At 60.0% G+C, this 26,496-nt stretch carries 25 protein-coding genes; 19 read left to right on the top strand and 6 right to left on the bottom strand.

Annotated elements, in window-relative coordinates; all coding sequences use genetic code 11:
- Window positions 1–25 precede the first annotated feature (25 nt).
- Both AB3X96_RS17950 and AB3X96_RS17955 read right to left on the bottom strand, forming a co-directional pair.
- Window positions 26–1,546, bottom strand: a complete 1,521-nt coding sequence (locus AB3X96_RS17950) for an efflux transporter outer membrane subunit (RefSeq protein ID WP_368590717.1) — start codon at window positions 1,544–1,546, stop codon at window positions 26–28.
- Between the two features lie 52 nt (window positions 1,547–1,598).
- On the bottom strand, window positions 1,599–2,114 hold the full coding sequence (locus AB3X96_RS17955; protein ID WP_368590718.1) for a MarR family winged helix-turn-helix transcriptional regulator: 516 nt from the start codon (window positions 2,112–2,114) through the stop codon (window positions 1,599–1,601).
- Window positions 2,115–2,440: 326 nt separating this feature from the next.
- Between AB3X96_RS17955 and typA the strand changes: the two genes are divergently transcribed.
- The 6 genes from typA (at window position 2,441) to AB3X96_RS17985 (ending at window position 12,278) form a co-directional block, all read left to right on the top strand.
- Entirely contained in the window at window positions 2,441–4,270 is a 1,830-nt protein-coding gene (gene typA, locus AB3X96_RS17960) for a translational GTPase TypA (RefSeq protein WP_176108910.1), read from the top strand.
- Between the two features lie 405 nt (window positions 4,271–4,675).
- Window positions 4,676–7,537 carry a 2-oxoglutarate dehydrogenase E1 component gene (locus tag AB3X96_RS17965; RefSeq protein WP_368590719.1) on the top strand — a complete coding sequence of 954 codons (2,862 nt, stop codon included), beginning with the start codon at window positions 4,676–4,678 and terminating at the stop codon, window positions 7,535–7,537.
- Window positions 7,538–7,678: 141 nt separating this feature from the next.
- Window positions 7,679–8,965 carry a 2-oxoglutarate dehydrogenase complex dihydrolipoyllysine-residue succinyltransferase gene (gene odhB, locus AB3X96_RS17970; protein WP_368590720.1) on the top strand — a complete coding sequence of 429 codons (1,287 nt, stop codon included), beginning with the start codon at window positions 7,679–7,681 and terminating at the stop codon, window positions 8,963–8,965.
- Window positions 8,966–9,104: 139 nt separating this feature from the next.
- The gene (gene lpdA, locus AB3X96_RS17975) at window positions 9,105–10,535 is read left to right on the top strand and encodes a dihydrolipoyl dehydrogenase (protein WP_368590721.1); all 1,431 of its coding nucleotides are present in this window, start codon (window positions 9,105–9,107) and stop codon (window positions 10,533–10,535) included.
- An 88-nt stretch (window positions 10,536–10,623) separates the two neighbouring features.
- A complete protein-coding gene (gene zapE / locus AB3X96_RS17980) occupies window positions 10,624–11,721 on the top strand; it encodes a cell division protein ZapE (protein ID WP_368590722.1) in 1,098 nt (365 codons plus the stop codon).
- 98 nt (window positions 11,722–11,819) lie between these two features.
- Complete coding sequence (locus AB3X96_RS17985; protein ID WP_368590723.1) at window positions 11,820–12,278, top strand: transposase; 459 nt, start codon at window positions 11,820–11,822, stop codon at window positions 12,276–12,278.
- A 161-nt stretch (window positions 12,279–12,439) separates the two neighbouring features.
- Here the strand turns inward: AB3X96_RS17985 and AB3X96_RS17990 are convergent, their stop codons facing one another.
- Window positions 12,440–12,925, bottom strand: a complete 486-nt coding sequence (locus AB3X96_RS17990; RefSeq protein ID WP_368590724.1) for a DUF2147 domain-containing protein — start codon at window positions 12,923–12,925, stop codon at window positions 12,440–12,442.
- Between the two features lie 384 nt (window positions 12,926–13,309).
- Between AB3X96_RS17990 and AB3X96_RS17995 the strand changes: the two genes are divergently transcribed.
- The 8 genes from AB3X96_RS17995 (at window position 13,310) to AB3X96_RS18030 (ending at window position 21,395) form a co-directional block, all read left to right on the top strand.
- Entirely contained in the window at window positions 13,310–14,566 is a 1,257-nt protein-coding gene (locus AB3X96_RS17995) for a tyrosine-type recombinase/integrase (protein ID WP_368590725.1), read from the top strand.
- 263 nt (window positions 14,567–14,829) lie between these two features.
- Window positions 14,830–15,099, top strand: coding sequence for a helix-turn-helix transcriptional regulator (locus AB3X96_RS18000; protein WP_368590726.1), 270 nt, complete (start codon window positions 14,830–14,832; stop codon window positions 15,097–15,099).
- Entirely contained in the window at window positions 15,099–15,680 is a 582-nt protein-coding gene (locus tag AB3X96_RS18005; protein ID WP_368590727.1) for a DUF2213 domain-containing protein, read from the top strand. Before AB3X96_RS18000 ends, AB3X96_RS18005 begins: the two co-directional genes overlap by 1 nt.
- Window positions 15,681–15,811: 131 nt before the next feature.
- Window positions 15,812–16,036 carry a hypothetical protein gene (locus tag AB3X96_RS18010; protein ID WP_368590728.1) on the top strand — a complete coding sequence of 75 codons (225 nt, stop codon included), beginning with the start codon at window positions 15,812–15,814 and terminating at the stop codon, window positions 16,034–16,036.
- A gap of 74 nt (window positions 16,037–16,110) precedes the next feature.
- Entirely contained in the window at window positions 16,111–19,248 is a 3,138-nt protein-coding gene (locus AB3X96_RS18015) for a DUF927 domain-containing protein (RefSeq protein ID WP_368590729.1), read from the top strand.
- Between the two features lie 705 nt (window positions 19,249–19,953).
- Entirely contained in the window at window positions 19,954–20,469 is a 516-nt protein-coding gene (locus tag AB3X96_RS18020; protein WP_368590730.1) for a hypothetical protein, read from the top strand.
- 49 nt (window positions 20,470–20,518) lie between these two features.
- Window positions 20,519–21,088: a hypothetical protein gene (locus AB3X96_RS18025; protein WP_368590731.1), complete on the top strand. Its 570-nt coding sequence runs from the start codon at window positions 20,519–20,521 to the stop codon at window positions 21,086–21,088.
- On the top strand, window positions 21,075–21,395 hold the full coding sequence (locus AB3X96_RS18030; protein ID WP_368590732.1) for a hypothetical protein: 321 nt from the start codon (window positions 21,075–21,077) through the stop codon (window positions 21,393–21,395). Before AB3X96_RS18025 ends, AB3X96_RS18030 begins: the two co-directional genes overlap by 14 nt.
- Window positions 21,396–21,409: 14 nt before the next feature.
- On the opposite strand, the gene AB3X96_RS18035 is transcribed toward AB3X96_RS18030, so the two are convergent.
- From AB3X96_RS18035 to AB3X96_RS18045, 3 genes are all read right to left on the bottom strand, one after another.
- The gene (locus AB3X96_RS18035; protein WP_368590733.1) at window positions 21,410–21,940 is read right to left on the bottom strand and encodes a hypothetical protein; all 531 of its coding nucleotides are present in this window, start codon (window positions 21,938–21,940) and stop codon (window positions 21,410–21,412) included.
- A 182-nt stretch (window positions 21,941–22,122) separates the two neighbouring features.
- On the bottom strand, window positions 22,123–23,118 hold the full coding sequence (locus AB3X96_RS18040; protein ID WP_368590734.1) for a DUF4062 domain-containing protein: 996 nt from the start codon (window positions 23,116–23,118) through the stop codon (window positions 22,123–22,125).
- A gap of 242 nt (window positions 23,119–23,360) precedes the next feature.
- Entirely contained in the window at window positions 23,361–23,726 is a 366-nt protein-coding gene (locus tag AB3X96_RS18045) for a hypothetical protein (protein ID WP_368590735.1), read from the bottom strand.
- Window positions 23,727–23,871: 145 nt separating this feature from the next.
- On the opposite strand from AB3X96_RS18045, the gene AB3X96_RS18050 reads away from it, so the two are divergent.
- The 5 genes from AB3X96_RS18050 to AB3X96_RS18070 all read left to right on the top strand — a co-directional run bounded on the left by AB3X96_RS18050 (window position 23,872) and on the right by AB3X96_RS18070 (window position 26,390).
- A complete protein-coding gene (locus AB3X96_RS18050) occupies window positions 23,872–24,507 on the top strand; it encodes a hypothetical protein (RefSeq protein ID WP_368590736.1) in 636 nt (211 codons plus the stop codon).
- A 10-nt stretch (window positions 24,508–24,517) separates the two neighbouring features.
- A complete protein-coding gene (locus tag AB3X96_RS18055) occupies window positions 24,518–24,817 on the top strand; it encodes a hypothetical protein (RefSeq protein ID WP_368590737.1) in 300 nt (99 codons plus the stop codon).
- 97 nt (window positions 24,818–24,914) lie between these two features.
- A complete protein-coding gene (locus AB3X96_RS18060) occupies window positions 24,915–25,484 on the top strand; it encodes a hypothetical protein (protein WP_368590738.1) in 570 nt (189 codons plus the stop codon).
- Window positions 25,484–25,840, top strand: coding sequence for a hypothetical protein (locus tag AB3X96_RS18065; protein WP_368590739.1), 357 nt, complete (start codon window positions 25,484–25,486; stop codon window positions 25,838–25,840). Before AB3X96_RS18060 ends, AB3X96_RS18065 begins: the two co-directional genes overlap by 1 nt.
- 67 nt (window positions 25,841–25,907) lie before the next feature.
- Window positions 25,908–26,390: a hypothetical protein gene (locus AB3X96_RS18070; RefSeq protein WP_368590740.1), complete on the top strand. Its 483-nt coding sequence runs from the start codon at window positions 25,908–25,910 to the stop codon at window positions 26,388–26,390.
- Window positions 26,391–26,496: the final 106 nt, after the last annotated feature.

Raw genomic sequence — 26,496 nt, forward strand, 5'->3', positions numbered from 1 at the left:
TGTGGGTCGGCGCGGGCGGTCTCGCTCAGTTCGCGGCGGTGCTCGTGGCGTGGTTCGCGGCGTTGGCCGATGCGGGAGCATCGGTCGGCACGACGAGACCGGTCTGGGTCGCGTCGAAGCCGCCGCCCAGTGCCTTGATCAGGCCGATCTGCAGACTGCGGCGGCGCATCTGCAGACCGGTGACCGTCTGCTCTGCGGCGAGGCGGTTGTCGTCCGCGGTCAGCACCTGCAGTTGCGGCGACAGCCCGGCCTTATAGCGGATCACGGCCAGCTGGTACGCCTTGCTCGACGCCTCGAGCGCGCGCTGGGCGTCGCCTTCCTGGCGGTCGATCGAGCGGATCGACGACACCTGCGTGGACACGTCCTGCAGCGCGTTGATCAGCGTCTGGTTGTAGTTCGCGACGTCGCCCTCGAAGTCGGCGTAGCGGCCCTTCAACTGCGCGCGCAACGCGCCGGCGTCGAAGAGCGGCAGATGGATCGCTGGGCCGAACTGGATCTGACGGCTCGACGAGGTCAGGAAACGGCCCCAGCCGAAGGCGTCGAAGCCGAAGCCGGCCGCGAGATTCACGTCCGGAAAGAACTCGGCTTTCGCTTCCTTGACGTCGTGCATCGCGGCCTCGACCTGCCAGCGCGCGGCGACGATGTCCGCACGACGCGCCACGAGGTCGGCCGGGATGTTGTCCGGCAGCGCGACCACGTTGCCGCCGGTGAGCACCGGCTTGTCGATCTGCAGGCCCCGGTCCGGGCCTTTGCCGAGCAGCGCGCCCAACTGGTAGCGCACGACGGTGATCTGGCCGTCGAGGTCGGTCAGGTTCGACTGGCTCGTCGCGATGTTGCCGGCGGCGGTCTGCTTCTCGACGTTGGTGTCGAGACCGGCCGTCACGCGGTTATCCGTGATACGGCCGACGTCCTGGCGGTTCGCGATTTCACGCGCGGCGATGTCGCGGAACGCGTACAACTGCGCGAGCTGATTGTAGGTGCTCGCGACCGACGCGGCGAGCGTTACGCGCGCCTGCTGCATGTCGGCTTCGGCGGCTTTCTGCTGCGACACGGCCTGGCCGAGGCGCTGACGATTCTTGCCCCACAGGTCAAGATCCCACGACGCGCTCGCGAGCACGTTGTTCTCGCTAAACCAGGTGCCGCCGAACGGAGGCGGGAAGAGGGCGTTCGCCGAGTACAGTTCGCGGGTCCACGAATAGCTTAGTTCGGCCTTCGGGAACAGCGCCGAGCGCGAGCTTTCGATATACGACGAAGCCTTCGCGAGCCGCGCCTGCGCCTGGGCGATCGACGGGCTGCCCTCGAGCGCTTCCGCGATCAGCTTCGGCAGTTGCGGGTCCCCGAACTGGTTGGCCCAGTCGAGCGATGGCCATTGGCCGCCCTCGTTGGGCAGACTCTGCGTCGACTCATACTGCGTCGGCGAGGCGATCTGCTTGTCGCTCTTGACGCCGAAGTAGTTCGCGCAGCCTGTGAGGGCGAGCGCCGTCACCGCGGCGGCGACAGCAGCCCGGCTCGACAGCGCGGGCGCGGACAGGGAAAGGGATTTCATCGCTCGACTCTTCTTTGAGTGGAATGTATTGATGGACGCAGCAAGCAAGCTATTACGATTTGTTATCGGGATGGCTTGAGGCATCGCGGGAAAGTCCCGTGTGTTCGCCGGAATTGGCGAGCACGCGGCGCAGCATGCTCTTCAGGAAGCCCACTTCCTCCGGGGTGAACCCGTTCAGCAGGGTATCGAGCACGCCGTTGAAAATTGCCGGCATGCGGGCCGCGATCGCATTGCCTTCCGGCGTCAAGGCGAGGCGCACGACGCGCCGGTCTTCGTTGCTGCGCACCCGCTTGAGCAGGCCACGCTTTTCGAGCCGGTCGATCAGGCGCGTGACGGCGCTTGCGTCGATACCATATTCACGCGCCAACTCGGCCGCGAGCAGGCATTTGCCGCTCGCCACCATGAACAGGATGCTGCCTTGCTGGCTAGTGATGCCGAGTTCGGCCATGCTGCGCTGCGTAACCAGATTGTGCAGAGTCGATTTCACCCGCGAGATGAGATAACCGACGCTTTCGCCGAGTTGATACTCGCTGAGATCCGGCGTGGGTTCGTTGGACGGCTCCGTCATGATTCTCGTGCGATTGCAATGGTTGACTAGGCATTAGTATAGCTGGCTGTTGATTGACACGACAAGCGTAAATACAGCTTATGCAAGGATTATTTCCTGCTCAAGTCGGATGCCGTACGGATCGGCGTAGGGCGCGGGCGACGCGGTATTCGCGAAGTCAGCGGGGACGCGGAGGGCGTACGGTCTATCGGGGAATACCAGAAAGGATCATCCGCGCGTGCTATAATTTTGGGTTCCCAAAAGTGCGCTTTGGGCTTGTTGTCGTGGATTGGCTCGTCAACCAGCAGCATAAGCAAGCGGCGCACTCAACCGTCTTCAGGTTTCCTATGACCCGCGCCCTACGCAACATCGCCATCATTGCTCACGTCGACCACGGCAAGACCACGCTCGTCGATCAGCTCCTCCGTCAGACCGCCACGTTCCGCGAGAACCAGCAGATCGCCGAGCGCGTGATGGACTCGAACGACATCGAAAAAGAGCGCGGCATCACGATCCTGTCGAAGAACTGCGCGGTGGAGTACGAAGGCACGCACATCAATATTGTCGACACGCCGGGGCACGCCGACTTCGGCGGCGAAGTGGAGCGCGTGCTGTCGATGGTCGACTCGGTGCTGCTGCTCGTCGACGCGGTGGAAGGCCCGATGCCGCAAACCCGCTTCGTCACGAAGAAAGCGCTCGCGCTCGGCCTGAAGCCGATCGTCGTGATCAACAAGGTCGACCGTCCGGGCGCGCGGGTCGACTGGGTGATCAACCAGACCTTCGACCTGTTCGACAAGCTCGGCGCGAGCGAAGAGCAGCTCGACTTCCCGATCGTCTACGCATCGGGGCTGAACGGCTATGCGGGTCTTACGCCTGACGTGCGCGACGGCGACATGCGTCCGCTGTTCGAGGCAATCCTTCAGCACGTGCCGGTGCGCCCGGCCGACCCGGAAGGTCCGCTGCAACTGCAGATCACGTCGCTCGACTACTCGTCGTACGTCGGCCGTATCGGCATTGGCCGTATCACGCGCGGCCGCATCAAGCCGGGCATGGCCGTCGCGGTGCGCTCGGGCCCTGAAGGCGAAATCCTCAATCGCAAGATCAACCAGGTGCTGTCGTTCAAGGGTCTCGATCGCGTGCAGGTCGATTCGGCTGAAGCGGGCGACATCGTGCTGATCAACGGTATCGAGGAAGTCGGCATCGGCGTGACGATCTGCTCGCCGGAGCAGCCGGAAGCGCTGCCGATGATCACCGTCGACGAACCCACGCTGACGATGAACTTCCTCGTCAACTCGTCGCCGCTCGCGGGCCGCGAAGGCAAGTTCGTCACGAGCCGTCAGATTCGCGATCGCCTGATGAAAGAGCTGAACCACAACGTCGCGCTGCGCGTGCGCGATACCGGCGACGAAACCACATTCGAAGTGGCAGGCCGCGGTGAGCTGCACCTGACCATTCTGGTCGAAAACATGCGCCGCGAAGGCTACGAGCTGGCCGTGTCGCGTCCGCGTGTCGTGATGCAGGAAATCAACGGCGAGAAGCACGAGCCGTACGAAAACCTGACCGTCGACATGGAGGACACCCACCAGGGCGGCGTGATGGAAGAACTCGGCCGCCGCAAGGGCGAAATGCTCGACATGGCGTCGGACGGCCGTGGCCGCACGCGTCTCGAGTACCGTATTTCGGCACGTGGTCTGATCGGCTTCCAGTCGGAATTCCTCACGCTGACGCGCGGCACGGGTCTGATGAGCCACACGTTCGATTCATACCAGCCGGTCAAGGAAGGCGCGGTCGGCGAGCGTCGCAACGGCGTGCTGATCTCGCAGGACGACGGCGCGGCAGTCGCGTACGCACTGTGGAAGCTGCAGGATCGCGGCCGCATGTTCGTGTCGCCGGGCGAGGCGCTGTATGAAGGCATGATCATCGGCATCCACAGCCGCGACAACGACCTCGTCGTGAACCCGATCAAGGGCAAGCAGCTCACCAACGTGCGCGCGTCGGGCACCGATGAAGCCGTGCGTCTCGTGCCGCCGGTTCAGCTGTCGCTCGAATACGCGGTCGAGTTCATCGACGACGACGAACTGGTCGAAGTCACGCCGAAGTCGATCCGTCTGCGCAAGCGCTACCTGAAGGAACATGAGCGCCGCAGCGCGAGCCGCAACAAGGTTGCCGGCGAATAAGCGGGTTTCGAATCCGTCTGGATAGCAGGCAACGGAAGCCACCTTCGGGTGGCTTTTTCGTTTTCGGCGCATCGACACTTGTGGCGCTGCATGATGCCCGGCACTTTCCGGGCGGCACAGGTGTAGACACCTATTGCGCAATTTGCCTTCTCATTTTCCACAGAACACTATTGCGCGCTGTGAAGAAGCACCCCGTCACCCGTGAAACGCCCGCCATCACTGGCTTTGCCGCGCGTGCTGTCCGCTATCTGGGCTATTCGTTCTGTGCTATGCTCCCGGGTGCAAAGTTTTAGGTCCTTCCAAGCAAGACTTGATTCGCGCAATCCGCTAAACGGTCAGGCCGTGTCGCGGAAGGTTCTGTAACCCGCTATTTCTCGAGAAACTCGAAGAAAGGTGAGCGTAAAAATGATGAAGCAATTCCAGTCGAACTCTTATCTGTTCGGCGGCAATGCTCCGTACGTTGAAGAAATGTACGAAGCGTATCTCGATAATCCGGCGTCAGTGCCCGAGACCTGGCGCAGCTATTTCGATGCGTTGCAGAACGTCCCCGCATCGGACGGCAGCAACGCCAACGACGTGGCCCACGGCCCGATCGTCGAATCGTTTGCACAGCGTGCCAAGGCCAATGCCTTCCTGCCGCGCGCAACTACCGGCGGCGAAGATCTCGCAACCGCCCGCAAACAGGTTTACGTCCAGTCCCTCATCGGCGCATATCGCTTCCTCGGCTCGCAATGGGCCAATCTCGATCCTCTGAAGCGCCGCGAACGTCCCGCGATCCCCGAACTTGAACCCGCGTTCTACGACTTCACCGAAGCCGACATGGACCAGGAGTTCAGCGCAACCAATCTGTACTTCGGGTTCGAGCGCGCGACGCTGCGCGAGATCGTCAAAGCCCTGCGCGACACGTACTGCGGCACGATCGGCGCCGAGTACATGTACATCAGCGATCCCGAACAGAAGCGCTGGTGGAAGGAACGCCTCGAATCGATCCGTTCGACGCCGAACTTCAGCAACGACAAAAAGAAGCACATCCTGAACCGCCTGACGGCCGCTGAAGGCCTCGAGCGTTTCCTGCACACCAAGTACGTCGGCCAGAAGCGCTTCTCGCTCGAAGGCGGCGAAAGCTTCATCGCGGCGATGGACGAAGTCGTGCGTCACGGCGGTCTGCGCGGCGTTCAGGAAATCGTCATCGCGATGGCTCACCGTGGCCGTCTGAACGTGCTGGTCAACACGCTCGGCAAGATGCCGGCCGACCTGTTCGCCGAATTCGAAGGCAAGCACGTCGACGATCTGCCGGCCGGCGACGTGAAGTACCACAAGGGCTTCTCGTCGGACGTCGCGACCGAAGGCAGTCCGGTTCACCTGTCGCTCGCGTTCAACCCGTCGCACCTCGAAATCGTCAACCCGGTGGTCGAGGGCTCGGCGAAAGCGCGTATGGACCGCCGCGGCGACGAAAACGGCATCCAGGTGCTGCCGGTGCAGATCCACGGCGACGCGGCGTTCGCAGGCCAGGGCGTCGTGATGGAAACGCTGAACCTCGCGCAAACGCGCGGTTACGGCACGCACGGCACGCTGCACATCGTCATCAACAACCAGATCGGCTTCACGACGTCGGACCCGCGCGATTCGCGCTCCACGTTGTACTGCTCGGACGTCGTCAAGATGATCGAAGCGCCGGTGCTGCACGTGAACGGTGACGATCCCGAAGCGGTCGTACTGGCCATCCAGATGGCGATCGACTTCCGCATGCAGTTCCACAAGGACGTCGTCGTCGACATCGTCTGCTTCCGCAAGCTCGGCCACAACGAGCAGGACACCCCGGCGGTCACGCAGCCGCTGATGTACAAGACGATCTCGAAGCACCCGGGCACGCGCGCGCTGTACGCTGAAAAGCTCGTGCAGCAGGGCGTCATCAAGGCCGACGAAGGCGATGAATTCGTCAAGGCCTACCGCAAGGCGATGGACGAAGGCCATCACACGATCGACCCGGTGCTCTCGAACTACAAGAGCAAGTACGCGGTGGACTGGGTTCCGTTCCTGAACCGCAAGTGGACCGACGCGGCCGACACGGCCGTGCCGCTCGCGGAACTGAAGCGCCTCGCCGAGCGCATCACCACGATTCCGGAAAACTTCAAGGTTCACCCGCTCGTCGAGCGCGTGATCAACGACCGTCGCGCCATGGGCCGCGGCGAAGCGAAGCTCGACTGGGGCATGGGCGAGCACCTCGCGTTCGCATCGCTGGTCGCATCCGGTTACGCGGTGCGCCTGACCGGTCAGGATTCGGGCCGCGGCACGTTCACGCACCGTCACGCGGTGCTGCACGACCAGAACCGCGAGCGCTGGAACGACGGCACGTACGTGCCGCTGCAGAACATCGCCGAAGGTCAGGCGAAGTTCACGGTGATCGACTCGGTGCTGTCGGAAGAAGCGGTGCTCGGCTTCGAATACGGTTACTCGACCGCTGAACCGAATACGTTCGTCGCGTGGGAAGCGCAGTTCGGCGACTTCGTGAACGGCGCGCAGGTCGTGATCGACCAGTTCATCTCGTCGGGCGAAGTGAAGTGGGGCCGCGTGTCGGGCCTGACCATGCTGCTGCCGCATGGCTACGAAGGCCAGGGTCCGGAACACTCGTCGGCGCGTATCGAGCGTTTCCTGCAACTGTGCGCAGACCACAACATGCAGGTCGTACAGCCGACCACGCCGGCGCAGATCTTCCACCTGCTGCGTCGCCAGATGATCCGTCTGTTCCGCAAGCCGCTGATCGTCGCAACGCCGAAGTCGCTGCTGCGTCACAAGGAAGCCGTGTCGGATCTGTCGGAACTCGCGAAGGGTTCGTTCCAGCCGGTGATTGGCGAAGTGGACGAAACCATCGACGCGAAGAAGGTCAAGCGCGTGCTGGTCTGCTCGGGCCGCGTGTACTACGACCTGGTCGCGCATCGCCGCGAAGCGAAGGTGAACGACGTCGCGATCGTCCGTATCGAACAGCTGTATCCGTTCGCTCACAAGCAGTTCGAAGCGGAAATGAAGAAGTACGACAACGCAACCGAAGTGGTGTGGGTGCAGGACGAGCCGCAGAATCAGGGCCCGTGGTTCTACATCGAGCACCATCTGAAGGAAGGCATGAAGGAAGGACAGAAGCTGGCGTACAGCGGCCGTCCGGCTTCGGCTTCGCCTGCGGTGGGCTACTACGCGAAGCACTACGAGCAGCAGAAGGCGCTGGTCGAAGGCGCTTTCGGCCGCCTCAAGAGCGCGTCGATCGCCAAGTAAAGAAACAGACGAGCCCGGGAAAACGCAGTGCGTTTTCCCGCGCCGCGCCGAACGATCCCATGAGATTCAGGCGCGGCGCTCGTGGTTCGCAGGCGGTCGCGATGAAGCGCCGTCACCCGATACGTATTCAGGATACTCATAATGGCTATTGTTGAAGTCAAGGTTCCCCAGCTCTCCGAGTCGGTCTCGGAAGCGACCATGCTGCAGTGGAAGAAGAAGCCGGGCGAGGCTGTCGCTCAGGACGAAATCCTCATCGAAATCGAGACCGACAAGGTCGTGCTCGAAGTGCCGGCTCCGGCAGCAGGCGTGCTCGCGCAAGTCATCTCGAACGACGGCGACACGGTCACGGCGGACCAGGTGATCGCGAAGATCGACACCGAAGGCACCGCAGGCGCCGCCGCTGTCGAAGCCGAAGTGAAGCCGGCTCCGGTCGCCGCAGCGGCTCCCGCGCCGGCGGCTCAGTCGACAACTGCGGCTGCCGCCGCAACAGGCTCGAACACCGCTGCTTCGCCGGCTGCCGGCAAGCTGATGGCCGAGAAGGGTCTGGCTGCTGGCGACGTCGCCGGCACCGGCCGCGACGGCCGCATCACCAAGGGCGACGTGCTGACCGCAGGCGCTCCGGCTGCCAAGGCTGCACCGGCTCCGGCTCCGGCTGCCGCACCGAAGGCTGCGAAGCCGTCGCTGCCGGACGTCAAGGCTCCGGCATCGGCCGACCAGTGGCTGAAGGACCGTCCGGAACAGCGCGTGCCGATGTCGCGTCTGCGTGCGCGTATCGCCGAGCGTCTGCTCGAGTCGCAGCAAACCAACGCCATCCTCACGACGTTCAACGAAGTGAACATGGCGCCGGTCATGGATCTGCGCAACAAGTACAAGGACAAGTTCGAGAAGGAACACGGCGTGAAGCTCGGCTTCATGTCGTTCTTCGTGAAGGCGGCTGTTCATGCGCTGAAGAAGTTCCCGCTCGTGAACGCGTCGATCGACGGTAACGACATCGTCTATCACGGCTACTTCGACATCGGTATCGCGGTCGGTTCGCCGCGCGGTCTGGTGGTGCCGATCCTGCGCAATGCAGATCAGCTGAGCCTCGCCGACATCGAGAAGAAGATCGCCGAATTCGGCCAGAAGGCGAAGGACGGCAAGCTGTCGATCGAAGAAATGACCGGCGGTACGTTCTCGATCTCGAACGGCGGTGTATTCGGCTCGATGCTGTCGACCCCGATCATCAACCCGCCGCAATCCGCGATTCTCGGCGTGCACGCCACCAAGGAACGCGCTGTGGTCGAAAACGGCCAGATCGTGATCCGCCCGATGAACTACCTCGCGCTGTCGTACGACCACCGTATCATCGACGGCCGTGAAGCAGTGCTGTCGCTGGTCGCGATGAAGGACGCGCTGGAAGATCCGGCACGTCTGCTGCTCGACCTCTAAGCGCCCGCTCGGATGGCGCCGGCTTGTGAAATCGCAAGCCGGCGCCATCTAGTCAGTACGTCTTTAGCATTCCGCAGTACAGGAACGGCGCGCGCCACCTCGGGTGGCCCGGCGCCGTTCCGCCATCAAAGGGATTGTCATGTCCAAAGAATTTGACGTCGTCGTGATCGGCGCAGGCCCCGGCGGTTATATCGCCGCCATCCGCGCAGCGCAGCTCGGCAAGACCGTCGCATGTATCGAAAAGTGGAAGAACCCGGCCGGCGCGCTGAAGCTCGGCGGCACCTGCCTTAACGTCGGCTGCATTCCGTCGAAGGCGCTGCTCGCGTCGTCGGAAGAGTTTGAAAACGCGTCGCATCACCTCGCCGACCACGGTATCTCGGTCGAAAACGTCTCGGTCGATATCTCGAAGATGATGTCCCGCAAGGACGGCATCGTCGAGAAGATGACCAAGGGCATCGAATTCCTGTTCCGCAAGAACAAGATCACGTGGCTCAAGGGCCATGGCAAGTTCACCGGCAAGACCGACGCCGGCGTGCAGATCGAAGTGAGCGGCGAGGGTGAAACCGAAGTCGTCACGGCGAAGAACGTGATCATCGCGACGGGTTCGAAGGCGCGTCATCTGCCGGGCATCCCGGTCGACAACAAGCTGATCGCCGACAACGAAGGCGCACTGTCGTTCGACACGGCACCGAAGAAGCTCGCCGTGATCGGCGCGGGCGTGATCGGTCTGGAGCTCGGCTCGGTGTGGCGCCGTCTCGGCGCTGACGTGACGGTGCTCGAAGCGCTGCCGGAGTTCCTCGGTTCGGCTGACCAGGCGCTGTCGAAGGAAGCGGCCAAGCAGTTCAAGAAGCAGGGTCTCGACATCCACGTCGGCGTGAAGGTCGGCGAAGTGAAGACGGGCGCGAACGGCGTGACGATCGCCTACACGGACCAGGACGGCAACGCGCAGACGCTCGAAGCCGACCGCCTGATCGTGTCGGTCGGCCGCGTGCCGAACACCGACAACCTCGGCCTCGAATCGATCGGCCTGAAGGCCAACGAGCGCGGCTTCATCGACGTCGACGACCACTGCGCGACGGCTGTGCCGAACGTGTACGCGATCGGCGACGTGGTGCGTGGCCCGATGCTCGCGCACAAGGCTGAAGACGAAGGCGTGATGGTCGCGGAAGTGATCGACGGCCAGAAGCCGCACATCGATTACAACTGCGTTCCGTGGGTGATCTACACCGAGCCGGAAATCGCGTGGGTCGGCAAGACCGAGCAGCAGCTGAAGGCCGAGGGCCGCGAGATCAAGACGGGCCAGTTCCCGTTCATGGCGAACGGCCGCGCGCTCGGCATCAACAAGGCGGACGGTTTCGTCAAGATGATCGCCGACGCGAAGACCGACGAACTGCTCGGCGTGCACATCATCTCGGCAAACGCATCGGACCTGATCGCGGAAGCCGTGGTGGCGATGGAGTTCAAGGCGGCGTCGGAAGACATCGGCCGGATTTGCCATCCGCACCCGTCGCTGTCGGAAGTCATGCGTGAAGCGGCACTCGCCGTCGACAAGCGCGCGCTGAACATGTAAGCGCGCACGCCCGACCGAAACGCAACCTTGGCATCACCAAAGGCGGGCGGGGTTCACTCCCTCCCGCCTTTCTTTTTGCAGCAACACGATGAACGTCACCGAATACTACGAAAAAGAACTGCAGACGCGGGGTTATCAATCCGATCCGGCGCAGCGCGCGGCGGTCGACCGCCTGCAGCGGTGCTATGAAGAGTGGACCGAATACAAGGCGCGCCGCTCGAACGCGTTCAGGAAGCTGATCATTCACCCGGATCTGCCGCGCGGCGTGTACATGTGGGGCGGCGTGGGCCGCGGCAAGAGCTTCCTGATGGACAGCTTCTACATGATCGTGCCGTTGCATCGCAAAACCCGTCTGCACTTCCATGAGTTTATGCGTGAAGTGCATCGCGAGCTCGAAGAACTCAAGGGCCGCGCCGATCCGCTCGACGAACTCGCGCGCCGCATCGCGAAGCGCTATCGGCTGATCTGCTTCGACGAATTCCACGTATCGGACATCGCCGACGCGATGATCCTGTATCGCCTGCTCGACAAGCTGTTCGAGAACGGCGTGCAGTTCGTGATGACGTCCAACTACGCGCCCGACACGCTGTATCCGGACGGCCTGCATCGCGACCGCATGCTGCCCGCGATCGAGCTGATCAAGCAGAAGCTCGACGTGGTCAACGTCGATGCGGGGATCGACTATCGCCAGCGCACGCTGGCCCAGGTCGAGGTCTATCACACGCCACTGGACGCCGCTGCCGGCAAGGCGCTGCGCGACGCTTTCGCGCGCCTCGCCGCGGTGCCCGACGAAAGTCCGCTGCTGCATATCGAGAAGCGCGAGCTGAAGGCGCTGCGCCGCGCGGACGGCGTCGTCTGGTTCGACTTCGCGACGCTGTGCGGCGGGCCGCGCTCGCAGAACGACTACCTCGAACTCGCGACCCGGTTTCACGCGGTGATCCTGTCGGACGTGCCGCAGATGTCGGTGCGCATGGCGTCGGAAGCGCGCCGCTTTACGTGGCTCATCGACGTGTTCTACGACCACAAGGTCAAGCTGCTAATGTCGGCCGCGGTGCCGCCGGAGGAGTTGTACGTCGATGGCCCGATGGCCAAGGAATTCACGCGGACGGTGTCGCGAATCGTCGAGATGCAGTCGAAGGAGTATCTCGATACACCTCGCCGGATCGTCGACACGTCTCTAACCTGAGCATCGGCGTACGACAGTTTTTAGGAATCGGAGTGGTCTTATATTCCGCGCGCGGGTGACTGGCTATCTTTTGTCGTTGTTCTGACAAAGGAGGAAGCATGAACTCGTACCGCGAAATCACCGATGAAGAATGGCAGCGCATTGCGCCACTGCTGCCCGAACTCCGGCCGCGTACCGAAATGCGTGGCCGTCCGCTTGCCAATACCCGCTCAGTGCTCAACGGCGTGCTTTGGGTCATGTATAGCGGCGCCACCTGGTCCACCATGCCGCGCCGCTACCCGTCGTATCAGACCTGTCATCGCCGCTTCAAGTCCTGGTACCAATCGGGCGTGCTCAAACACGTCACGGAACAACTGCTCGGTACCGCGAGCGAAGATCTTTGCAGATTGATGGAAGCGCGTATGCGCACGCACGCGAGCGCGCAGCACAAGCGCGCCGCGGCCCGTCGCGCAGCCGCGGCGTTCCGTGTTCCGCCCGCCGTGTATGACCAGGTATCCGCCACGTCGGTGCCGGCGACGCCGTTAGGTTACGCTGCATCGTTCAAGCAGGCAGCATGACCCTCGCAAACAACTTGCCCCAATGAAGAACGGCCGCGCGATTGTTGATCGCCGGCCGTTTTTTATGCTGTACCTGCTGGGGCTGAGCGCGCCATCGTTGCGGCATGAGGCGCTCATTCAGGCAATGTGCCAGGCGCCGCACATGGGCCCCCCGTCGAAGCTCACTGCTGCCGGATCCACGTCTGCGAGCGGCCGAGCAATGCGACGCCAATATAGCCTCGCACCACGAGCTTGTTGCCGCCGTCTTCGAGATGCATCTTGCACTTGTAGATCTTGCCGTTTTCAGGATCGAGAATCTGGCCATGATCCCACGCGTCGCCATCCTTCTTCATGCTGTTGATGATGGTCATGCCGAGGATCGGTTGGTCCTTGCGCGCGTCGGTGCATGCAGTGCAGCGGCGATCCGACTGGTCGCTCGCGCCGAGACCCTTGATGACCTTGCCGTTCAATTCGCCATTGGCGTCTTGTGTGATCTGCACGAGCGCTTTCGGTTGGCCCGTATGATCGTCGATGGTTTGCCACGTGCCGATCGGTGTCTCAGTCTGCGCCATCGCGGTCACGGCGCTGGCGAGCAGGGCGCCGGCGAGCGCGGCGTGACGGGCGGTGCGCAGCGCGAGCGCGCGCGCACGTTGAGTGAATCGAGTCATTACCTTCCTCCTTGATATGAGACGGCGCGATCGTGGTCGCGCGGCATTATGGGCATCGTGGTCGGATCTGCGGCACCGGTCTTCGCGATGCGGGACGATGCTAACGGCGTGCCGTTTGCATCGCCAGCGCAGAATACGCGAAAGTGCATGCGCCGTTTGATAGAGGAGCTTCTAATCCTTCTTTCTCGTTGTTTCCGGTTGTTTGCCGTCGCTCGTTCTGCACATTAAAAGTACGTAAAATCAAGAACTTAAGGTGAGGTTATCGTTTCTCGTTGTTTCCTGTCATTTAGCTTACAATCGCGGGGAAACGCGGGGAATTAAACGGGGATTGCGGGCGGCTCTCCCTTAAACCTTACTGAGTAAGATAAACGAAAGGAACGGACTATGAGATCGACTAACTACACGCTCACCACGGCGAAGCTCAACGCCGCGCGCGGCAAGGAAAAGCCCTACAAGCTCGCGGACGGCGGCGGCCTGTTCGTTCGTGTCTCTTCGGCTGGAACGCGCACATGGTGCTACGGCTATACGGCGGCGACCGGTAAGCGCGGAGAGGTCACGTTTGGGCAGTTCCCCGAAGTCGGCATCAAGGCCGCGCGTGAACTGCACTTCGCCGCCCGTCAGCAACTCGCCGCAGGTGTCGATCCTGCCGCAGCGAAGAAGGCCGAACGCGAAGAGAAGAAGCGCGAAGCTGCGATTGATGACCGGTTGTTCAAGGCGTTCTCCGAGAAGTGGTTGAACGAGCAACTAGGCGACGCGACGCCAGCTTACCAGCGGAAGATGCGATCACTGTTAGAGCGTTTCGTCTGGCCGTCGATTGGACGTAAGGCGCTGATCGATGTTAGACCGGCTGATGTTCTCGCGATCATGGAAACGGCCCGCGACATCCCGGGAACGGCGGAAAAGCTCCGCTCGCTGACCAAACAGATATTCGATCACGCTATTCGTTTGCTGCGCGTCGAGAGCGGCGCGAACCCCGCTGCCGCTATGCGCGGTGCAATCAAGGTGCCGCCATCGAAGCATCACCGTCACCTCAACGAAACGGAGCTTGGCGCGTTCTGGCGCGCGGTCGCGCGGCAAGTAGACGGCGCGGCCCATCCTTCGACTATCGCTGCTGCCCGGATTATCGCGCTGACCCTCTGCCGCAAGCTTGAGGTGCTCAAGGCCGAGTGGACTGAATTCGATTTGGATAAGGCCGTCTGGAATATCCCGGCAGAGCGGACAAAAATGCGTAAGCCCCACCGCGTGTTCCTGAGCCGTCAGGCGGTCGCCGTGCTCGACGCCCAATACGCGCTAACCGGCGCTGGCCGCTGGGTCTTTACGACATCATCTAAGCTCGCCGTGCCGACTTCGCCTGCAACGATGACCTTCTTCTTCAAGCGGCTCGAAGGCGTACCGTCCGACTTCACGCCGCACGGTCTGCGCGGTACGGGCGCAACGATCCTTCGTGAGCACGGCTACCGCCGCGACGTTGTAGAGCTACTGCTGGCGCACACGGAGAAGGGCGTAGCGGGCGCGTATCACCATCACGAGCTAGTAGAAGAACGCCGCGAAGCGCTCCAGTTTTACGCCGACCTGATCGACAAGCTGGCGGCGAGCGAGAAAGTGTCTGTGCTGAAGCCGCGCCGACCGAAGGCGGCATAGCGACTTGCAATTTGACTCTTGGCTGCAATCAATGAATTCTATTAGGTGACGTCATTGGAAGCCGGTATTCTCGCGGCGAGTCACGGATTTTTAACGACGAGAACGGATTTTTAGCAACGGCAACGGACGTGAAAGCGTCCTACAGAGAAAGAGCAGTACCTTGCGGAGAAAGGCGCGAGGCCCAAACGTTCAGCGATGAGCGTTCGGTCTTCGCGCCTTTTCTTTTGGACCGACGATTTAGACCGACCAAGGACTTTTCAAAAATGAGCGACACCAACAACGACAATCAAATAAGTATAACTAAGGAACTGCCGCCGACCGGCTTGGTGCGGCGTTCGCAGTTCAAGGGCATCGTTCCGGTATCGGACGCGACCATTTGGCGGTGGGTGAAGGATGGCCGGTTCCCTCAGCCGTTGCGGGTGTCGCCGCGCCTGCGCTTGTGGAACGTCGCGGACCTTCGTGAGTGGATGCGCGTTGGGCCGGATGCTTGGTTGGCGGCACATCCGCAGGCTGCTGAGTCTGGAGCGGCGTGATGGCTCTTCAAATCAGGCCAGGAGGTGGTGTGGTCTTCACTGATTGCCGCCTGTTCAGGGCGGGCGTCATCGAGTGTTCGGGCTTCGAGCTTGGATTGTCCGCTGTCGCTGATAAACGGAAGTGGTTCAACACCTACTATTCGGCGGCCGCTCTGAGCGATGAGCCCTTTCTGAAAGCCTTCGAAGGCCTGCCCGTCATCTTGGGGCACTTGAACGAAGTCGAGGCGCGGCACATTGAGGGCAAATCATCCGCCGCGCGCTTTGACGGTGAGTGGGTGGTTGCCGACCTGACGATGACCACGAATGCAATCGCCAAAGAAATATTTGTACACCACGTAGTTGACCTGTCGGTCTCGATCAATGGCGATCCTGTTGCGTGGAACGGAACTACGACCGCCGCAGGAATTGAACAGCACTTCGAATACTCGTGGGTCAACCTTGTACCGGTGCACATCGCGCTGTTGAATGTCGGGCGTGTGGAGGGTGCCGCGCTGAACTTCGACCCGGACGCCAAAGTTGACTTGGATTCCATCGAAAAGAGGTTTCAGCGCGTCCGCAAGGTAGCAATGCGCTGTGCTTGAGCGACGTGATGCCGTGACGCTCGTGGGGCCGCCCGCAGAGCCGGTGATCGAGCCGCCTGTAGGCCTTTCGTTGAGCGAGTTTGGACACTCCGACAGCCGAAAATAGAACCCGTAACTAACAGGAGGTCCACATGGACAACACAGCAAAAGTTGCGTGCCGACTGACCCCGGCGCTTCTCGAACAGGCGAACGCGGCTGCGGCTGAAATCGGTCTGACGCTATCGGAGTATTTGCGTAGGGCAACTATCCATCTGGCGAAAACGCGCGTCAATCCGTTCCCGGATAGTAGCGGTGCGCGTCGTGGCCGTCCGATCACGCACGGTCGGCGCGTCGGCGAAAAGAAAAAGCCGCTGTGACTAGCAGCGGCTTAACACTCTCACCAAGACCCGCTTACCGGTTGCAGCCGATAAGTATAACGAAGGAATAGGATATGATCGTATTAGATAAGTCGTTTAAAGTCAACGACATGAAGCTAATCGAGCGTCGCGAAATCGCGGACAAATTCGCGCGTGAACTCTCCAAAGCCGCGCCTGCTGACACGCGTGTCGTGATCTGTCAACCGACAGAAGCAGAGTCCAGAACAGAAGAAGATGTGCGCGAATGGAAGGCCAGGCACTTCAACCCCAGCCCGGACGTTCAGTTTAACTTTAGCGAAGACAAAAACGTCTACGTCTGTATCAGCGCTATTAAACCCTCGCACTATCCTGATAACCCTCAAAAGAGGGTTTATCGCAGGCAAGATAAGTATGTGGGCGGCTTACTCGCATTAATGCTCGATGACATCGGCACGGGTAAAGGCTCAAAGGGCAATCTCCCTCTGGAGCGCTTGCGCGCGATTCTTCCGCCGACCGCCGTGGTGGAGACTTCGCCAAATAACTACCAGTGCGTGTATTTTCTACGTGAGCCGATTCTCGATGTCGATCTGGCGAAATCGTTTTTGCAAAGCGCTGTGAGCAAGGTCAACGAGATGGGCGGCGACGGACTGAAAGACCCCACGCGCGTTTTCCGTCTGCCGTTCGGCGTAAACAGCAAGCGTGAAAAGAACTCCGACGCGCGCAAGTATGCTGACGGCGATCAACTTTGGGAAGTGCGCCTTGAGTCGGCAGACTACTCGCTGCGCTACTCGAAGGAAGAGATTGAAGCCGCGTTCGGCTTTGTTACCGCGAAGCCTGTGCCGCGCCCTTCTAGGCGTGTCGAGGGACGGCGCAACGCGTTGGACGATGCTCGCCTTCGTATCTTGCTCGCGGCAGCGGAGAAGGCCGGCCGCGTCATCGAGACCGGCGACGATCATTGGCGAATCGACTGTCTATACGACAACACGCACGCAAATAGCGCCTATCTGTCGGGTCCGCGCGACGAGGCCGAGCACGCTTATAGGTATTGCTGCTCGCACACGAGTTGCGAAGGCGGCAAGAATCGGTGGTTTGAAGTAGTGCGCGATATGAATGTTGACTCGATGATCACGCCGCAGGAACGGGCCGCCATCGCTGCAGAAGAGAGTCAGGACGAAGAAGAGTTGCGCGCAGTCAACGCGCTATGGGCTGATACGGACGAGTGGGAACGGATGATTGCCGACGAAGTTACCGCGCAATCGGGGGAATCAGGACACCTCGGCGATGTAGCGGAGTCCGATGCGCCGGAAAGCGGCGGCGACGAAGTGTCCGAAAAAGAGCCTCTGGAGTCGAAGCTGGGCGTGGAACCGGGCGCGACCGCCGAAGGCAACGGCTACTTCCCGAAGGCCGAAGAGCGTCCGTGCTATCGCGTGTACAACGAGCCGTTTGAGATGAAGAAGCGCAAGTACCTTGCGGGCCTATACTTCCACGGCGTCAAGTACGACAAGGACAATAACGCTACCAACTTCAACCCTCATCTTTGCTCGCCGCTGCGGATTCTTGCTGAGACGCGCGACCGGAACGATTCTGACTATGGCATCTTGATCGAGTTTAAGACGGAGAAGGGATGGAAGAAGTGGTGCGTGCCCTCAGCGATGCTTGTCGGTGACGCGACCGACGCGAAGCGCGAACTCACAAAGAACGGGCTGAAGATCAACCCTGACGAAGAGAAAGAGTTGGTGAAGTACTTCCGCATGTTCCAGTCGGATCGAAAGCTGTTCAGCGCTTCTACGACCGGTTGGGATGGGGCGGCTTCGTTCGTGTTGCCTGAGCGGGTGATCGGCGGCAATGACATTTATTTTCAGTCGCGCTCAGTCGTCGCGCCGTACGGCTCTGGCGGCTCGCTCGAAGGATGGAAGGGCATGGCCGCGCTCGCTCGCGGGAATCCGCTCTTGATGCTCGGTATTAGCGCTTCGTTTGCTGGGCCGCTGCTGAAGCATCTACACGTGTCCGGCGCGGGCTTGCACTTCTTCGGTGATAGCTCGACCGGTAAATCCACTATCGCGCGTGCTGCGGTCGCGACGTGGGGCGGCTCGAAGTTTATGCGGACGTGGAACGCGACGGCGAACGGCTTGGAAGGCGCGGCGGTCACGCATACGGACACGCTGCTGGCTCTGGACGAGATGGGGCAGGCCCGCGATATGCGCGATGTGTACGAAGCGGCCTACGCGCTGATTAACGGCTCCGGTCGAAGCCGCGCCCAGCAAAACGGCGACGTGCGAGAGTCGAAGACATGGCGCGTGTTCCTGATGTCGAACGGCGAAGGCACGATGAGCGCACTGCTTCAACAAGACGACCTGCAAGCGAAGGCGGGGCAGCAAGTGCGATTGCTCGATGTTCCAGCGTCGAGGAAGTTTGGTGCGTTCGATGAGCTTCACGGCCGTTCGTCGGGCGCGGCGTTCTCCGATGAAGTCTCACGTTTGGCGGCAGAGAATTACGGGTGGGCTGGCGTGGCGTTCGTAGAGCGCTTGATTGTCGGTCTCGCCGCTGGTGTGAAGCTGGGCGAACGGCTCGATGCCCTGATGCCGAAGTTCGAAGCCGCTGACGGGCAAGAGCGCAGGGTTGCGAGGGCGTTTGCTATGTGCGCTCTGGCTGGCGAGATGGCGACCGAGTACGGTATTACGCCGTGGGGCGATGGGGACGCGCTCGCCGCCGCGCTTGCTTCGTTCAAGGCGTGGAAGTCTTATCGTCCTGCATCGAACTTGGCAAACTCCGAAGATGCACAGATTCTTCAATTGCTGCTCGACGGCATTGAACGCTCCGAAGACACGAAGTTTTCGGATATTCGCTATGGCGAACTCCGGGAGTTGGAGGTTGTTGAGAACGGCGAGAAGGTGATCAAGTCTGTCGCACATCGAGTTAGCGGTGACAGGTATGGCTATTGGGAAGCGATTAAGGACGATACGCCTGTGGCTGAAGAGGACACCGCGCCGGGTCTGGAAGCGTTTGACGAGGGCAATGTGCGGCGGCGTTACTTCTTGACGTCATCTGGACTCGAAGCGGTGACGAAGGGCTTTGACGCCAAGCGCGTGACGAAAGCTCTGCTGTCCGCTGACTCACTGTTTGAACAGGCGAAAGATGGGCGTGCAGCTAAGCCAAAGAAAGTGCCGGGGAAAGGGTCGGTGCGGATGTATCACGTTGACCTAGACAAAGTGCGGGAAGCGTTGAACGGGTAGCACGGTTCTTCGGCTAGTGAGCGGTTTGAACACTGAGGCGTCCACTGTGACGCCTTTTTCTTTGGTCTCGCCGCCTCGCTGGTTACTCGAAACCCGGCGCTGGTTACTCCGGTTACTCGTAACCCCAGCGCTGGTTACTCGTAAAAACGCTTTAAAATCAAGGAGGTTACTCCAGTTACTCCGGTTACTCCAGTTTTCGGAGAGATAGAGAGAGAAATAGAGAAAGAAGATGATTTTGTATCATTCAAACGCGTGGTTGGTTAATAAGAAAAAACAAACAAACAAAGTGCTATGCGCTAGTGGCCCGGCTGATACCCTCTTATATATTTTTAGGAGTAACCGGAGTAACTGGAGTAACCGCTAGATAGGGCGCGGCTTTGCTTGGTTACGCGTCGATAGGACTAGGAGTAACCGGAGTAACCACAGGCGCGGCGATGCTCTATCACCTCACCGGCAGGCGGCTCGATCCGTCCCACACCAGCACCGGCCCGCCAGCCACCCGCCGAACGTGAAACGAGCTTAGAAGTTCTGCCCCAAAGCGTAGACCGCGCGCGGCGAACCCAATCCCTGCTTGAGTCATACACTCACAATCGCCAGCGCGCCGACGCACTCCCCGCATCAATCCCCGCAACTAGCTTCCGCGCGCTCGACTCCGACACCGAACGCTAGTACATTCGGGCGCAAGTAAGCATAGGATACCGAACCATGAGCCGATACAACGACGGTGAAGACGTACAGCGCCACGATCCACGAAACTTTGCCGACGCCGAATGGCTGTTCCCTGATCTCGCAAAGAACGTCGATTGTTTCATCGACCTCTACGTGAAGGGCACTCCGCGTGACGTTGCGGTGATCAGAGCCTTCGAGATGATCAAGTATGGCAAGCACCTGGGCAACGCGGACCTTCTGTCGCAGGCGCTGCTGTCTGTCCCCGTCATCGCCACGAAGGTCGCAGAGCGGATCAAGGCATCGAAGCCGGATGACCTTTGGCACAGCAGGCTCGCGGCCCACAAGCTCCTTCAGATCGTCATGGACGAGCGTAACAGGGAGTCTGCGCGGCTCAACGCTATCGGCCAGCTGAATCTCCTGCTGGGGATCACGGAGTTGACCGACGCCGGCCAACAGAAGCTCATCGACAAGTCGCTCACGGACTTCTACGCGCTGCGAGTTGAACGTCAGTACGGCACGGCTCCTGAAACGAACGAAGCGACGCGGCACTGAGGCTCGATACGAGCCAACGACGAGTCACGGAATACCGGAGTAAGGGGCGATGCGAACGGACGCCGTAGAACACGAATATAGGAGCGTTGCCAGCGACTTCGGGCGCCGCGTCGCCAACCGCTGGCTCTACGCGACGACGAAGAAAGCAGGCAAGGTCAACTTCGCGCTTAGTGACTTCTACGCCATGTACGGAAACGAGGAACGCTTGCCAGAAGACGAGCGCACACGCTCCGCTGACGACGCAACGCTGCTGGACGTTACCGGCTTTCGCGACTTCTACCAGACCGACAGCGAGCAACACTTCATCAACGCGGCTTTGAAGATCCAAGGCACGACGCGCGATTGGGTCGCTGAACTGAATGCGGCGACCAGTGCGCAATATAAATACATGCGTGACTTGGTGCTCGGTTATGCATCGTTTGGTGACGCGAGCGAAGAGTGGCGTGAGTTCGAAGAGACGACGAATAACGTTGATAGCTTCGTGCTGTTCGTGCTTTTCGAACGTCGCTGGCCACGACCGGACGCCAATCACATGGTGCCGAACGAAGCGCAGATTGCGAGCGAGTTCGCAGTGCGAGATGAACAATGGATAGAGAGGCTTGCAAATGGGACTCAATAAACGTAACACCGGCGCGGCGGAGCCGAAAGACCCGGCAGAAACCTCAACGTTCTTCGGTGCAGGGAAGCCAGCCGCACCACAGGAAGGCCCGAAGCCCGCAGTGCAAGCTCCGACCTCAGCCGCGCGGCAGGAACCAGCCGGGACATTCTTTTCCAACCGCTATACCGATCCGCTCACAGAGCTAAGCACCCACCGTGCACGCGGCTGGAGTGCGATGAGCGAGCGGGAGAGGGCGGCACGCAAACAGGCCGAAGAGGAACGAGCACGAACCGGGCTTGAACGCTTAATGTCGTTTATGAAGCGCTGAACAAGCGCATACGCCTAGTACCTTATCCGCTCCCACCAGTGACGCACGTGCAACCACGCGGCTCCAAGCTTGCTCGCGTGCCTCGACTTGTACACATTCAACTCCTGCTGCTGCAATGACGGACTCGTGCCGCTTCTCGTGCGACCGCAGGCTGTTTTCGAATACGCGCAACGGAATCGTCCAGCCGACACGCGCATATCATCGTTTCGTGCAGGAAGGAGCCGCGCAGACTCGCGGGGTTTCAACTCAAACGGAAAAGTCAATCCTTCAGGCGCGACAAACTTGACGGGCTCATCGTTTGAATCTCTTGGCCGCACACCAGCCTCACGAATGTATACGGGGAACTGACTGAGGTTAGTCACTTCGATGCGTATCTCATATGTGTCGCGGTCTCCGGCAAGCGCCGGTCGATCTTGCGGTATGGTCGGCACGACCTTCAGTGAAACAAGCCGCGCGCGCACCAGCATGTACACATTGACGGCGATCAGCACGAAGTTTACGGCCCCGACAGCGATGTTCACAATCGTTACTGTCTTATCGTCCATTTCAGCACCTCGCACCAGCCTCTGCGGGTTTTTAAACGGGGATTTCGGACCTAACGTGCGCGCGGCGATGTATCCGTCAGTACCGTCAGCGCTTCTGCCAGAGACTAGCGACTCTGCCTAGTACGTCTAAGGCAGAATCTCCAGCACAAACACCAGGTCGTCCGGGCGAAATCACCAACCAGCTAGACCGAAGCAACCAAGATTGCCTTTCCAGCGTCGGTCAAACACCAGTGAAGACCGCGTGAGGAGTTACGCAAATTGATTAGCCCCATCTTGACGAGCTTAATTTTCAATTTCTGAAAATCACCATCAGCGACCTCCGCTTTCTGCTTTCCCACCACCTCGCTAATCGCTGCGTCTACATACCTTCCGACCACAGTCTCGATTGGTTCTTGCAGAATCTTCGGCGCGATCCGAACGAAAATTTCGCTGTATGTTCCTTCCCATTCGTCTTCGTAATGGTACGTTTCGAGCTCCGCGTTGTCGAATTCTCCGTACGAGTAGGTGAGAGTGAGTGGGATTTCCAGATCGATAGTAGGCGCGCCATCGAAATCATCCGCAGATAAAACGTTGACGGATGATGCCTTTTGACTCTGCTTCAGCTTAGTGTTTTGCTCCCGCAGGTCTGTCATTTCTTGGAGAAGTGCCCCCAAATCGGGAACGCTGGAGGCACGTACCCAGCCGCCCAGATTGCGTGTTGCGGACAAACTCCGAATCGACTTCGGGATTTGGATGTGCACATCCTTCACATCATGTATCTCGCTACACAACTTACTTTTTACCAAGGCGCGAAATTCGTTGAGCTTCTTAGTGTCGCTACGCTCGATCGCATCGAGACCAAGCGGGCCTTTAGTCTTTTCCTGGATGAAGCTGTCGGTTAGGTACAGCGCGAAAAAGGGCTTGCCGCTTGAAACGGCATATTCGTACTCAAGTTGAATATAGCTCTTACCGGATTCTGGTTCCACGCTGCCGTATCGGCCGCCGAGTATTAGAACAAATAGATCGCTTTCATCAATCCATCCCTTGATAACATCCATTTGCGCTTTGTCGGACGCTGCGAACAACTCCATTCCCGCCGGAATGTGCCCGGCATCCAGAATCGCCTCGACAGCAGCCTGACGTTCCACCCGCATGTCCGTGTAGGTGGAAGAGATGAACACCTGGTATTTCTTATCCATTTTGAACCGGTCTCCAAACCGCAATTAACTGGCGAGAAGTCTAACACTGGGAAAGTCCAGCCCGGAGCAGGTGAAGAAAACCGAGAATTGGCCATTGACTCTGGCGACGGAGTCTGACGATATGCTTACAATCGCCTTGCGGGGATTAGTGCGGGGAATTCGCCCACACTGACGCTCGCGTAGTGCGGTAGCCAGTAGCGTCACAACGTCCGGCAGAGATTCGCGACTCTGCACCGGAACGTCTACGCCAGCAGCGGCACAATCTCAAACCGATACAGGCGGCCATCGTCACGCGTCCAATTACGCACACGCTCCTGCTTCAGCTTAAGCCGGAATCGGATGTGCTTTGAATCGGGCAGGTGCAAGCCACGGAACGCGTCGCGCACTGACCTATAGGTTCGCACCTCGCCGCTAGGCAACGTGACCTGAACACGGTCCCGCGTCATCCGCTCCTTCCGCACGTCAGGATCGGTCCACGTTTCCGCCACAGCGGAAGCGTTTGACGCCGTGCCCACAAAACGATCATCGCGCACCTGCGACAGCTTACGAGCATCACCACCTTCTGTCAGCGCGGCGACCATTCCGCTAAACACGTTGAATGCGTTCATGTAAAGCCCCGTTGATTTGGACATCGAAATATTAGTTTGCCGCGCGGCTGGACACAAAGAACGATGCGGGTATTCGAACACTAGAACGTTCGAAAATAAGAACTAACCGAATTGTCGAACGTTCTACACACGGAGAATCAAGAACATGAATCGCGCCATCTATATCAAAGGCAACGATGCCTTCACGCTGCAACCGCAAGACGCGGCGATTAAGGGCATCGTTAATCACCTCATCAGCGCCGAAGATCGCCGCCTGTACGCGTGCATTCGCGCGTTCGGCTACAGCGCGCTCGAAGCGGGCATCGTCGCGTTCGGCAAGATCATCAGCGGCCACGTGGACGCGCTGTGCGAATTCGCCACGGCGTTCGAAACGACGCGCGGCTATCAGCGCGAGTATGAGCAAGTCTGCGAAGAGATCGGCACGAAGCGCTTGCAGATCGAGTGGGCGAAGCGCTGCGAGGAACTGTCGGTTGCGGCTCGTGATGCCGCCATGAGTCTGCGCGCCGGACTGGTCGATTTCAAGCCGCAGGTCAACGAAGTCGCCGTGCGCAGCGACGAAGCAGCGTGGGCCGCGCTCGTGGATCAACGGGAGAACGAGCAACTTGCGGATCGGCGCGCGGAAAATTGGGACCGGCCGCCGCAACCAGCATCGCACAGCAACACGACCCTGTTCGGCGTCAACTACGAAGAGAACGACCTTTGGCACGGGAAGCGCGCAGAGGGTCAAACCGGCTCGCCTGTCGCCTACGATCCGAACGCACGCAAGAACGTTTATCAGTGAGAGGCGCGGCATGAACGCTAACCTTCTCAGCGCCATGCCGGCAATTCTCGCTGTTGCCAAGACGAAGCGCGCACGCAACACCGGCGAGATTGTCGTTGGGGCAAACGACCTGCGCGCGGCTGCTGTCGCGCTTAAGTGTCCATCGTTCACCACGCGCGAACTCGGCACGGCAATGAAGTCTGTAGGCGCGAAGCGCCATTCCAACACGACTTGCGCGCAATACGTCTTTCCCGGCGCGCTACGTCTTGCTGACGCGATCCAGATAGCTGCTGAGAACGTCGATCAAATCAAGCAGGGACGGAATAGGTAACGGCAGGCGGACGATAGAAATTAGCAGCGCATAGATATTTCGTAGATTTCACAACCCGTAGTCACTTAGGACTACATTACAAACTGGAGTAACGAAAATGGCAACCCGATTGATTCACGATCGCATCCCGCGTTCAAGCGCTGAAGCCGCAGTGGCGAATTTGCCGCAGTGGATGCAAAAGAAGATTGGCGATATGAAAGGCGCGTCGCGAAGGGTACAGGACGCACCGCAGGTGTTGCGCGCATTGCTCGACGCGCGTGATAGTGACCTGCCCGAAGCGAAGGCACTTGCTGAGCGCGTACTCGGCAACAAGGAATTGATGGCGGAATTCGCGAAGCTGCTTGCATCGCACGGCATCGAGCTTCCTGCCGCTGCACCAGTGGCCAAAGAACCCTCGACGGCCAGCGGCAACGGACTCAGCGCGGCCCGCAACGAAGTCGCAGGAAGCGCAGAAGAGCGCGAGCAGATCAACCGCCGTATCGCGAAAGAGGAAGGTTTAGCAGAGTACGACGCGGCGAGCGCATCGCGCAAGGCCGGAACATTCGACGCCAAGCTGAAGGCGGCATCCTTGGCCGGAGCGATCAACCCGGCTCGCGTTGCGATGGGCCTTCCTGATCAAGTAGCGACGGCTGACGACCTGTTCGCGCTGGGTCGTGAGGGCAAGTGATGCAGCCCCAAGCCCAACGACTTTTCCCGGATGCCCCGACACGCGAACAACTCGACGCGGCCGCCCGAAAGTTCTACGCCAAACTTGCCGACCTTCCTGGCCTTCGGAAAGAGACGGCGGAATTTCGCGCAGCAGCAGCGCGGCTCGTTACTGCGGTTCCTATCCTTCGTCGCATCGCGCAGCGCGGCGAGTTTCTTCCACGTCACAAGGTCATGCGTGATTGGCTTCTCGCGCTGACCGATGCTGACGTAGCGAAGCTGCAAGCGGAACTGGCCAAGGAAATCGAGCATCACCGGCGCAATCTGTCGCCGGATGACATTGACTTCTTCTGGAACGCCAAAACGACGCGAGTTTAAACAGCGATGCAGCCGCGCCGGTCAAATTGATCACGGCGCGGCTCTTCTACAAATTTCGAGACTAATCATGAATATTTTCGAATCCTTCCTTGCGGCAAAACTTTTTCGTCTTTCGATGCCGATGCAAAACTTCCAGCCCGACTTCAATCGAATCTGGATGGTGTCCAGTGTGAACCGATCCATTCCCGCCGATCAGAAAAGTGACATCGTCATGTATTCCGGGTGTTTCATGGTGGGAGCAAACACATCGCTATCACCTTTTTCAATTTCATTTTCGCTTCGCAACGGACTGCGCAAGGCAAGTCTCTCGCAATTCGCCTACCACGACGGTCGGCCAGAGATTCGAATTCGCGCCTTCCTCAGCGTGCTGGATTTTCTCGAAAGTACGGGCGAGTTGCCTTTGGGTACGGTCGCAGAACACAAGGCCAGAATCAGCGGCCCGTCGCGATCACGGCAAGAAGCGTGTGACGGCTATCACGACTTTTGCCAACGCGCGGCGAAAGATTTGCCCTATGAGCTTTCGCTCGAAGCCTTGCGACTGGCCGCCTGATGGAGCCCCAGACGACTAACGACAGCGTTCGTGACCTTCTATTCGCTGCGTGGGGTGCGTTACGGGTGATGACCTTGATCGAACCCTGCGTGCGCGCCGCGCGACG

The organism is Paraburkholderia sp. BR13439 (genome assembly GCF_040948805.1).
In the GTDB taxonomy this organism is placed as follows: domain Bacteria; phylum Pseudomonadota; class Gammaproteobacteria; order Burkholderiales; family Burkholderiaceae; genus Paraburkholderia; species Paraburkholderia youngii.